At 67.2% G+C, this 10,664-nt stretch carries 12 protein-coding genes; 8 read left to right on the plus strand and 4 right to left on the minus strand.

The annotated features are described in order from the left end of the window. The coding region (locus PHX69_RS09845) for a methyl-accepting chemotaxis protein (RefSeq protein WP_288043541.1) at nucleotides 1–888 on the plus strand (888 nt) is incomplete at its 5' end. Nucleotides 889–989: 101 nt separating this feature from the next. After that, nucleotides 990–1,568 (plus strand): hemerythrin domain-containing protein, encoded by a 579-nt coding sequence (locus tag PHX69_RS09850; RefSeq protein ID WP_119012139.1) that lies wholly within the window; start codon nucleotides 990–992, stop codon nucleotides 1,566–1,568. 95 nt (nucleotides 1,569–1,663) lie between these two features. Here the strand turns inward: PHX69_RS09850 and PHX69_RS09855 are convergent, their stop codons facing one another. Beyond that, on the minus strand, nucleotides 1,664–2,782 hold the full coding sequence (locus PHX69_RS09855) for an alkene reductase (protein WP_288043555.1): 1,119 nt from the start codon (nucleotides 2,780–2,782) through the stop codon (nucleotides 1,664–1,666). 282 nt (nucleotides 2,783–3,064) lie between these two features. Here PHX69_RS09855 and PHX69_RS09860 point away from each other — a divergent pair, with 282 nt between their 5' ends. Continuing rightward, nucleotides 3,065–4,300: a YbfB/YjiJ family MFS transporter gene (locus PHX69_RS09860; protein ID WP_288043542.1), complete on the plus strand. Its 1,236-nt coding sequence runs from the start codon at nucleotides 3,065–3,067 to the stop codon at nucleotides 4,298–4,300. Here PHX69_RS09860 and gstA read toward each other — a convergent pair. The 3 genes from gstA to PHX69_RS09875 form a co-directional block, all read right to left on the minus strand. Beyond that, the gene (gene gstA / locus PHX69_RS09865; RefSeq protein WP_288043543.1) at nucleotides 4,293–4,898 is read right to left on the minus strand and encodes a glutathione transferase GstA; all 606 of its coding nucleotides are present in this window, start codon (nucleotides 4,896–4,898) and stop codon (nucleotides 4,293–4,295) included. The genes PHX69_RS09860 and gstA overlap by 8 nt on opposite strands. A 94-nt stretch (nucleotides 4,899–4,992) precedes the next feature. Further along, nucleotides 4,993–5,253 (minus strand): YkgJ family cysteine cluster protein, encoded by a 261-nt coding sequence (locus PHX69_RS09870; RefSeq protein ID WP_288043544.1) that lies wholly within the window; start codon nucleotides 5,251–5,253, stop codon nucleotides 4,993–4,995. A gap of 92 nt (nucleotides 5,254–5,345) precedes the next feature. Continuing rightward, entirely contained in the window at nucleotides 5,346–5,933 is a 588-nt protein-coding gene (locus PHX69_RS09875; RefSeq protein ID WP_288043545.1) for an NADPH-dependent FMN reductase, read from the minus strand. A gap of 258 nt (nucleotides 5,934–6,191) precedes the next feature. Between PHX69_RS09875 and mnmG the strand changes: the two genes are divergently transcribed. The 5 genes from mnmG to PHX69_RS09900 form a co-directional block, all read left to right on the plus strand. After that, a complete protein-coding gene (gene mnmG, locus PHX69_RS09880) occupies nucleotides 6,192–8,240 on the plus strand; it encodes a tRNA uridine-5-carboxymethylaminomethyl(34) synthesis enzyme MnmG (RefSeq protein WP_288043546.1) in 2,049 nt (682 codons plus the stop codon). Next, nucleotides 8,237–8,896, plus strand: coding sequence for a 16S rRNA (guanine(527)-N(7))-methyltransferase RsmG (rsmG, locus tag PHX69_RS09885; RefSeq protein WP_288043547.1), 660 nt, complete (start codon nucleotides 8,237–8,239; stop codon nucleotides 8,894–8,896). The genes mnmG and rsmG overlap by 4 nt, the downstream gene beginning before the upstream one ends. Nucleotides 8,897–8,968: 72 nt before the next feature. Then, entirely contained in the window at nucleotides 8,969–9,583 is a 615-nt protein-coding gene (locus PHX69_RS09890) for a LysE family translocator (RefSeq protein ID WP_119012132.1), read from the plus strand. Between the two features lie 8 nt (nucleotides 9,584–9,591). Then, complete coding sequence (locus PHX69_RS09895; protein ID WP_288043548.1) at nucleotides 9,592–10,428, plus strand: ParA family protein; 837 nt, start codon at nucleotides 9,592–9,594, stop codon at nucleotides 10,426–10,428. Between the two features lie 15 nt (nucleotides 10,429–10,443). After that, nucleotides 10,444–10,664, plus strand: a 221-nt coding sequence (locus PHX69_RS09900) for an RBBP9/YdeN family alpha/beta hydrolase (RefSeq protein WP_288043549.1), incomplete at its 3' end; no start/stop codon positions are given.

Below are 10,664 nucleotides of genomic sequence, written 5' to 3' on the forward strand. Positions count from 1 at the left end.
GACCTGCAACGCGCCCTGGCCCAGATGCAGCAGGGCCTGAGCGCGCTGGTGGCGCAGGTGCGCGATGCCAGCGGCAGCATTGCCACGGCCAGCGCGCAAATCGCCATGGGCAACCAGGACTTGTCGGTGCGCACCGAGCAGACCGCCAGCAACGCGCAAGAGGCGGTGACTTCGCTCTCGCAGCTGACCAGCACGGTGCAGCAGACGGCCACGTCCTCGCAGATGGCCAACCAGCTGTCGGTGTCGGCCTCGGGCACGGCCACGCGCGGCGGCGCGGTGGTGGAGCAGGCGGTGGCGGGCATGCACGGCATCTCGGTGGCCAGCCGCAAGATTGCCGACATCATCGGCGTCATCGATGGCATCGCCTTCCAGACCAACATCCTGGCGCTCAACGCCGCCGTGGAAGCTGCCCGTGCGGGCGAACAAGGCCGGGGCTTTGCCGTGGTGGCCAGCGAGGTGCGCAGCCTGGCGCAGCGCAGCGCCGCCGCCGCCAAGGAAATCAAGCAGCTGATTGACGACAGCGTCAGCGCCGTCGAAGGCGGCGTGCGCCATGTGGAAGACGCGGGCAAGACCATGCAGGAGATCGTGGGCAGCGTGCAGCGCGTGGGCGACATCATTGGCGAGATCACGGCGGCGGCCACCGAGCAGTCGGCGGGCATCGGCCAGGTCAACCAGTCGGTGGGCGAGATTGACCGCATGACGCAGCAAAACGCCGCCCTGGTCGAAGAGTCGGCGGCGGCGGCCGAGTCGCTGCGCGAGCAGGCCGATCGCCTGTCGCAGGTGGTGCAGCAGTTCCGGTTGGCCGAAGGGGTGCAGGATGGGCAGGCACTGGCGCCCACCCGCGCTGCGGCCCGGCACCGCACCCAGGCCATGGCACGGCTGGCCTGAGCGCGCACCGCGCCCCGGGTGTGGTCAACCCGGGTGTCGCGCAGGGCCAACCCGCTCTACCATGGGGCGTTCCCTTGTTGTTGCCCTACCGGAGTCCGCCCATGCCCTCAATCTGCCTGCAAAAAATCCGCAAAGAACACGCCTCGCTGTCAGCGGTGCTGCGCTCCCTGCTGTTGTTGCTCGACAAAGGCCCGGGCGATGCGCCCGAGGCATTCTTTGATTCGATGCGCGCGATGCTGTTCTACATCGACGAGATTCCCGAGCGCCTGCACCACCCCAAGGAGTCCCGGCTGCTGTTTCCGCTGGTACTCCAGCGCGCCCCCGAGGTGGCCCCGGTGCTGGCCCAACTGGAGCAAGACCACGCAGGCGGTGAGGCCGCCGTGCGCCAGTTGCAGCACCTGCTGCTGGCCTGGGAGCTGATGGGCGAGCCTCGGCGCGCGCCCTTTGCCAACGAGCTGGCGCGCTACGTGCAGTTCTACATGGAACACATGCGCCTGGAAGAAACCCAGGTGCTGCCGCTGGCCCAGCAGCACCTGGACGGCGACGACTGGCGTGAACTGGATGCGGCCTTTGCCAACAATGCCGATCCGCTGTGCGATTCGCAGCCGCGCGATGCGGCCTATGACCGCCTGTTCTCGCGCATCGTGCTGCGCGCCCCCAGCCCCATCGGCCTGGGCTGAGCGCGCAGGCCCTGGCGCGATGCCAGGGACACTTTTGCTTCTTTATTGATAGCTGCTTGCGCCTACTGGCAGGGCGCTGCGGCCACTTTTGACCATTAACTTGCCGCCAGCACCGGGTAATCGGTGTAGCCCTGGGCACCGCCGCCGTAGAAGGTGCTTGGGTCCCAGGCGTTGAGCGGCGCGTTCTGGCGCAGGCGCTCGACCAGATCGGGGTTGGCAATAAACGCTTTGCCAAACGCCACCACATCGGCACGCCCGCTGGCCACGGCCTGCTCGGCCAGCTCGCGGGTGTAGGCGTTGTTCAGCATCCAGGCGCCCTTGCCGCCAGCGGCGCGGTAGGCGGCCTTGAGCGCGTCGTAGTCAAAGGGGCGGTCGGGCAGCTCGCGCGGGCCGCCGGTGGCGCCTTCGACGATGTGGATATACGCCAGGTTCAGGTGGCCCAGCTGGCGCAGCACGTATTCAAACAGGGCCTGCGGTGCGTCGTCGTGGATGTCGTTGGCGGGGGTGACGGGCGACAGGCGGATGCCCACCTTGCCGCCGCCCACGGCCTCGACCACGGCGCGGGTCACTTCCAGCAGCAGGCGGGCGCGGTTTTTGATGCTGCCGCCGTAGTCGTCCTGGCGCTGGTTGGCGCCGGTTTTCAGGAACTGGTCGAGCAGGTAGCCGTTGGCGGCGTGGATTTCGACGCCATCAAAACCGGCGGTGCCGACGGCGTTGCGCGCCGCGATCTGGAAGTCGTGGACGATGCCGGGCAGCTCATCGACCTCCAGCGCGCGCGGCGTGGAGGTGGCGGCAAAGTGGCCTTGGCCGGTGGCGCGGTCGATGAGGTAGGTTTTGGATTTGGCGGCAATGGCCGATGGCGCCACGGGCGGCAGGTTGCCCGGCTGCAGGCTTGAATGCGAGACGCGGCCCACGTGCCACAGCTGCACCACCACTTTGCCGCCCGCGTCGTGGATGGCCTGCGTCACCTTCTTCCAGCCATCGAGCTGCTCGGTGCTGTAGAGGCCGGGCACGTCGGCATAGCCCTGGCCCTGGGGGCTGATGGCGGTGGCCTCGGTGATGAGCAGCCCGGCGCTGGCACGCTGCGCGTAGTACTGCGCCATGAGCGCGGTGGGGATGGCATCGGGGGCACGGTTGCGCGTCAGGGGGGCCATGGCGATGCGGTTGGCCAGGGCGATGTCGCCCATCTGGACGCGATCAAACAAGCTGGGCATGAAGAAGCCTTTCAGGATCATGGACAAAAAACACGGGCCTGGAGCCTGCACGGCCCCAGGGCACTTTGGGCGCAGAGCGTAACGCGCCAGCGCAACCGCCCTGTGCCGTGGGGTAACTGCAAGCGCATGGCTTGTATGGTAGGGCGCTGGCATGGGGCTGTGCAAACTTTGCACGCGCAGTTTTTGGGCCAAAAAGGCTTCTGGCGCCCGCGTGCTGTGCGCTGGCAGCTCATTTTTTGATAGCTTGTGGCGCGGTCAGGGCGTGGGGCACAATCGTTAGCCATGGAGACAAACAACAGGGCCGGTACACCGGCTGGGGGCGCGCACCCCGTGGTATTGGCGTTGGCGCTGTCGCTGGGTGCGGCGGTGTCGTTGGGCATTACGCGGTTTGCCTACGCTTTATTGCTGCCGCCCATGCGGGCCGACCTGGGCTGGTCGTACACCCTGGCGGGCGGCATGAACACGGTCAATGCGCTGGGCTACTTGCTGGGCGCGCTGGCCACGCCGCTGCTGCTGCGCCGCTGGGCGCCCGGAGGGGTGTTGCTGTGCGGTGCGGCGCTGGCGTCGGTGTTCATGGGGCTGTGCGGTTTCTTTCTGGATGCGGCGCCGCTGCTGGTGCAGCGGCTGCTGGCGGGCGTGGCCAGTGCGCTGGTGTTTGTGGCCGGTGGCCTGATGGCGGCGCGCCTGGGTGCGCTGGCGCCCCAGCGCAGCGGCCTGCTGCTGGGGCTGTACTACGGCGGCACGGGCTGGGGCATCAGCCTGTCGGCGCTGCTGGTGCCCTGGGTGCTGGAGCGTGCCCCGAATCCCCATGCCTGGACTTGGGCCTGGTGGGCGCTGGCCGTGGCGTGCGTGCTGGCCACGGCGGTGCTGGTCTGGCCGGTGCGGGTGCTGCGGCGCCTGGATGCGGCGGCGCAGCCAGCGGTGCAGGCGGCGGCTGCGGTGCCGTTGCCGCAAGGGCAGGGCGTGTTCAGTGCCCGGGCCATGGCGCCTGCGCTGGTGGGCTATGGCCTGTTTGGCGTGGGCTACATCGGCTACATGACTTTTGTGGTGGCGCTGCTGCGCGAGCAGGGCGCCAGTGCTGCTGCTGTGACGCTGTTTTATGCGCTGCTGGGGCTGGCGGTGGTGCTGTCTTCGCGCATCTGGGCGGGGCTGCTGGACCGCAGCCGGGGCGGGCAGGCGCTGGCCGTGCTGTGCGGCCTGCTGGGCGTGGCCACGGTGCTGCCCGCAGTGACCTCGGTGTGGCCGGTGATGCTGGCCTCGGGGCTGCTGTTTGGCGGGGTGTTCTTGTCGGTGGTGGCATCGACCACGGCGCTGGTGCGGCACAACCTGGCGCCTGCGCAGTGGGCGCTGGGCATCAGCGCCTTCACGGTGGTGTTTGCAGCGGGCCAGATCGTCGGCCCCACCGTGGTAGGGCTGATTGCCGACGGCCCCGGGGGACTGGCGCGCGGCCTGGTGTTTTCTGCCGCAGCGCTGTGGCTGGGCGCGCTGGTGGCCGCGCGCCAAAAGCCGCTTATTTGAGCAGCCCTTCCGCGCGCAGAGCGGCCTGCACGCCGGGCCGCGCTTCCATGCGCTGCTTGAAGGCCATCAGGTGCGGCAGGCCGGTGGTGTCCACGCCCACGAACTGGCCCCAGCGCGAGACGGTGTACAGGTAGGCATCGGCCACGCTGAAGTCGCCCAGCAGGTAGTCCTTGTCGGCCAGCTGCGCGTTGACCCACTCAAAGCGCGATAGCAGGCGCTGGCGCAGCACGGGTTTGTAGTCTTCGGGGGTGCCGGGGGCAAACAGCGGGCTGTGGCCTTTGTGCAGCTCGGTGCCGATGAAGCTCAGCCACTCTTGCAGGCGGTAGCGCGCCAGCGTGCCGTTGGCCGGGGCCAGCTTTTTGTCGGGCACCTGGTCGGCGATGTATTGCACGATGGCCGGGCCTTCGCGCAGGCGCTCGCCGTTGTCCAGTTCCAGCACGGGCACGTAGCCCAGGGGGTTGATGGTGTAGAAGTCGGTGCCATCGGGCAGCTGGTGTGTCTTGGTGCTGGCCAGCACGGCCTCAAAGGCCAGGCCCGCTTCGTGCAGAGCGATGTGGGGCGACAGCGAGCACGCGCCGGTGGAGTAATACAGCTTCATGGACAAAAATCCTTGGGTTGAGAAGTGAAGACGGCCCATGCTATGCGCTGGCGGGATTTTTTGCAGGCACCGCCCCAAGCGGCCATGCGCCGCTTCAGGCACCGGGCCGGGTCAGCTGCTCCAGCGTGTGCAGGTAGTGCAGCGCCTGGGCCTGCGAGGTGCCGCACATTTCGGCGGACGGCATGAGCTGGGCGCACACCGCCGGGCGCCCTGGCTGGCCAAAGATGCGGCAGCGCGCATCGGCCCCCAGCTGCACGCAGCGCACACCCGCAGCCTTGCCCTGCGGCATACCGGGGATGGCACTGGAAATGGAAGGGGCGGTGCAGCAGGCACCGCAGCCGGGTCGGCAGTCCATTTTGCTATTTTAATGATAGCTGCTAGCGCATACTGCGCGGGCGCTGGATGCCGATTTGGCTTGAAATTTCAGGCCGCTTGCCAGGCCAGCGCTCATGCCGCCGGGCCGTGCAGGCGCTGCGCTGCCCACAGCACCTGTTCGACCACAGCGCGCACGCCCTCGCGCTGGTCTTGTGCCACCAGGGCGCCGTGGTCATCAAAGGCGCTGGCTGCGCCGCTGAGGGCGTAGGCGCGCGGTGCCAGCCAGCATTCCAGGTTGGTGAGCAGGGGCGCCAGATGGCTTTGCGCGCGCAGACCACCCAGGCGGCCATTGGAGGCGCTGAGCATGCCCACCACCGTATCGCGAAACGGCTTGACCCCATCGCTCCAGTCGGCGTCGCCAGCGATGGGGCTGGAGGCCCAGTCGATGGTGTTCTTGAGCAGGGCGGTGTAGCTGCCGTTGTACTCGGGCGTGCAGACGATCCAGGCCGGATGCTCCCACATCAGCTGCTTGAGGCGGCGCACATCGGCGGGGGTGCCGCGCGCTTCCAGATCGGCGTTGTACAGGGGGATGTCCAGCTCGCCCAGCTCCAGCAGCGTGGCTTGCGCGCCGCTGCTTTGTGCCATCTCAGCGGCCACGCGCGCCAGCCGACGGTTGAACGATTGTTGGCGGGTGCTGCCCGCGAAGATGAGGATTTTCATGGCCACGATTGGAGCACAGGCGTGCAGGCCGTGCGCCTGTTCCACGTGAAACACCGCCGCAGCGCACCGGGTAAAGACCACGCCCTTGGCAGCACTGCCAGCGACAGTCCGTGCGCAAAGTGGGAAAATTGCCCCTTTTCTGCGCCCAGTTGGCTGCTGCGTGGCTGCGCAACCGGTGCAGGCGCAAATCCCCCTTGCCTGCCTTGCGCGGCCCTTTGTTGACTACCAGGCCGTTGTGCCTGCCCCCGGAGTTGTTCCATGTTGTACCCCCAGGAATTTGATGTGATCGTCGTTGGCGGTGGCCACGCGGGCACCGAGGCCGCGCTGGCCGCTGCGCGCATGGGCTGCCAGACGCTGCTGCTGACGCACAACATCGAGACGCTGGGGCAGATGAGCTGCAACCCCAGCATTGGCGGCATCGGCAAGGGCCATCTGGTCAAAGAGGTGGATGCCCTGGGCGGCGCCATGGCGCTTGCCACGGACGAGAGCGGCATCCAGTTCCGTATCCTCAACAGCAGCAAAGGCCCGGCGGTGCGCGCCACGCGGGCGCAGGCCGACCGCATTTTGTACAAGGCCGCCATCCGCCGCGTGCTGGAGAACCAGCCCAACCTGCTCATCTTCCAGCAGGCCGTGGACGACTTGATGGTGGAGGGCGACCGCGTGGTGGGCGCCGTCACGCAGGTGGGCGTGCGTTTTCGCAGCCGCACGGTGGTGCTGACGGCGGGCACGTTTCTGGACGGCAAAATCCATGTCGGCCTGAACCACTACGCCGCAGGCCGTGCGGGCGACCCGCCAGCGGTGTCGTTGTCCGCGCGGCTGAAAGAGCTGCAACTGCCCCAGGCGCGCCTGAAAACCGGCACCCCGCCGCGCATCGATGGCCGCACGATTGATTTTTCCCAATGCACCGAGCAGCCCGGCGACGGCATGCCCGGCGGTGTGAATGCCGACAGCCCGGTGCCGGTGTTCAGCTTCATGGCGCACGCCCATGGCGGCGCGGCCATGCATCCGCGCCAGATGCCCTGCTGGATCACGCACACCAACACGCGCACGCACGACATCATCCGCAGCGGCTTTGACCGCAGCCCCATGTTCACCGGCAAGATCGAGGGCGTGGGCCCGCGCTATTGCCCCAGCGTGGAAGACAAAATCAACCGCTTTGCCGACAAGGACAGCCACCAGATTTTTCTGGAGCCCGAGGGCCTGACCACCCACGAGTTCTACCCCAACGGCATCAGCACCAGCCTGCCCTTTGACATCCAGCTGGCCCTGGTGCGCAGCATGCCGGGGCTGGAGCACGCGCACATCCTGCGCCCCGGCTACGCCATCGAGTACGACTACTTTGACCCGCGCTCGCTGCAAAGCAACTTTGAAACGCGGCAGATTCAGGGCCTGTTTTTTGCGGGCCAGATCAACGGCACCACCGGCTACGAAGAGGCTGCGGCCCAGGGGCTGTTTGCGGGCCTGAATGCGGCGCTGCAAGTGCGCGCTTTGGGCGGCGGCAATGCCGCAGCCAGTGCGGCAGGCAGCATCACCTACACGGATGACCGCTGGCTGCCGGGCCGTGACCAAGCCTACCTGGGCGTGTTGGTGGACGACCTGATCACCAAGGGCGTGACCGAGCCCTACCGCATGTTTACCAGCCGCGCCGAGTTCCGCCTGCAACTGCGCGAGGACAACGCCGACATGCGCCTGACCGAGGTGGGCCGCCAGCTGGGGCTGATCGACAACGCCCGCTGGGAGTCTTTCAGCCGCAAGCGCGATGCGGTTTCACGTGAAACCGAGCGCCTCAAATCCACCTGGGTGAACCCGCGCAACCTGCCCGCTGAAGAATCGGCGCGCGTGCTGGGCAAGAGCATTGAGCACGAATACAACCTGTTCGAGCTGCTGCGCCGCCCCGATGTGGCCTATGGCGCGCTGATGGACATGGACGGCGGCAAGTACGCCAGCAGCGATGTTTCACGTGAAACGCTGGGCGCCCTGAGCGAGCCAGTGGTCGAGCAGGTAGAGATTGCCGCCAAGTACGCGGGTTACATCGACCGCCAGCGCGACGAAGTGGGGCGCGCCGCCCATTACGAAAAACTGCGCTTGCCGCCTGAGCTGGACTACATGCAGGTCACGGCGCTGAGCATTGAGGCACGCCAGGTGCTGACCCGCCACCGGCCTGAAACGCTGGGCCAGGCATCGCGCATCACGGGCATTACCCCGGCGGCCATCTCGCTGCTGATGGTGCACCTGAAGAAAGGCGGCTTCAAGGGCTTTGCCACACCGGCACCGGGCGCTGCCGCCCAGAACGGAGAGGCGGCATGAGCACCATGGAAGCAACCCTGCGCAGCGGTACCCAGGCCCTGGCGCTGGACTTGAGCGACGCCCAAATCACGCAGCTGCTGGACTTCATGGCGCTGCTGCAAAAGTGGAACAAGGTCTATAACCTGACGGCAGTGCGCGACCCCGCCGAGATGCTCACCCACCACCTGCTCGACAGCCTGGCAGCGGTGGGGCCGCTGCGCCGCCATCTGGCGCAGGCCGCGCAAGCCGGTGCGCCTGCGCAGCGGCTGCTGGATGTGGGCTCGGGCGGTGGCCTGCCCGGCGTGGTGTTTGCCATTTGCTGCCCGCAGCTGGACGTGAGCTGTGTCGATACCGTGGCCAAAAAAGCCGCGTTCATCCAGCAGGCAGCCGTTACGCTGCGCCTGCCGAATCTGCACGGCATCCACGCCCGGGTCGAGTCGTTGGTCGGGCCGTTCGATGTGGTCAGTTGCCGTGCGTTTGCCGCGTTGGCCGACTTCACCAGTTGGTCACGGGCGGCGCTGGGCAACGGCGCCGTCTGGTTGGCCATGAAGGGCAAGCACCCGGCGGACGAGATCGCTGCGCTGCCCGCAGCGGTGCAGGTGTTTCACGTGGAACCGTTGCAGGTGCCGGGCCTGGACGCCGAGCGCTGCATCGTCTGGCTGCGGCCCACGGCCTGATCGCGCGCGGGCGCCGCAGCGGCTGTAGGACGGTCGCGTAAACTCGGCAGCTCCAGTCCGGAGGAAACCACCATGTTTGGCATTGCAGATTACGGCGCTTTCGTCGCAGCCATCGTGTTGTTTCTGGCCATTCCGGGGCCGGGCAATCTGGCCTTGATCACCTCCACCGGCAAGGGCGGCGTGCGCGCCGGTGTGGCCGCCACGCTGGGCGTGATGGCCGCCGACCAGGTGCTGATGTGGCTGGCCGTGGCCGGTGTGGCCGCGCTGCTGGCCACCTACCCGGCGGCATTCCATGCCGTGCAGTGGCTGGGCGCCGCTTACCTGGCCTGGCTGGGCTGGAAAATGCTCACGGCAGCGCCCGGTGCCAAGCCGGTGCTGAACATTGCACCGCGCCATTACTTCCGCCAGGGCGCGCTGATTACGCTGCTCAACCCCAAGGCCATCGTGTTTTACATGGCGTTTTTTCCGCTGTTTGTCGATACTCAGCGCCACCAAGGGCTGTTCACTTTTGCCGTCATGGCCATCACCATTGCCACGCTGACACTGGTGTATGGCCTGATCGTGGTGCTGCTCACGCACCACCTGGCCGAGCGCATGCGCGCCAACCCCCTCATCGCCCGCGTGCTGGAAAAAACCGCCGGGGTGTTCCTCATTGCCTTTGGCATCAAGCTCGCTATTACCAAGTAAACACCACCATGGCCAAGATATTTTGTGTTGCCAACCAGAAGGGCGGCGTGGGCAAAACCACCACCGCCGTCAACCTTGCCGCCGGGCTGGCACAGGTCGGCCAGCGCGTGCTGCTGGTGGATTTGGACCCCCAGGGCAACGCCACCATGGGCTCGGGCGTGGACAAGCGCCAACTGGCCCTGTCGGTGTACGACGTGCTGATCGACTCCACCCCGGTGCGCGATGCCGCCGTGCTGGCCGAGCCCTGCGGCTACCACGTGCTGGGCGCCAACCGCGAACTGGCCGGTGCCGAGATCGAACTGGTGTCGCTGCCCCAGCGCGAAAAGCGCCTCAAAGCTGCGCTGGCCAGCGTCGATGCCGATTACGACTTTGTGCTGGTCGATTGCCCGCCCTCGCTGTCCATGCTCACGCTCAACGGCTTGTGCGCGGCCCACGGCGTGGTCGTGCCCATGCAGTGCGAATACTTTGCGCTCGAGGGAGTGACCGACTTGGTACACACCATCAAGCAAGTCCACGCCAACCTCAACCCCGACCTGGAAATCATCGGCCTGCTGCGCGTGATGTTCGACCCGCGCACCACCTTGCAGCAGCAGGTCAGCGAGCAGCTCAAGGGCCATTTTGGCGACAAGGTGTTCGATACCGTCATCCCGCGCAACGTGCGACTGGCCGAGGCGCCCAGCTATGGCCTGCCCGGCGTGGTGTTCGACCCGTCGGCCAAGGGCAGCCAGGCGTTTGTCGAGTTTGCCCGCGAGATGGTGGCCCGTGTGGGCGCGGCCAAACCCCGGCCCGCAGCGGCAAAAAAACAGGCAAAACAGCCTGTAACGCCCGGCACATCTGCGCCATAAGCTATCAAAAACATAGTGAAATCTGCCCTGATTCTGACCCTGCCCGACTGGCACGGCGCTGGCTCTGACCACTGGCTCAGCCGCTGGGAGCTGCTCCACGGCCACCAGCGCCTGGAGCAGCACGACTGGCAGCGCCCGTTGCGCGGCGACTGGAGTGCGCGCCTGCAAGAGACCGTGATCGACAGCCCGCGCCCGGTGGTGCTGGTGGCGCACGGCCTGGGCTGCATCCTGGCCGC

The sequence above is a fragment of the Simplicispira sp. genome, assembly GCF_028687295.1.
GTDB classification, from domain to species: Bacteria; Pseudomonadota; Gammaproteobacteria; order Burkholderiales; family Burkholderiaceae_C; genus Simplicispira; species Simplicispira metamorpha.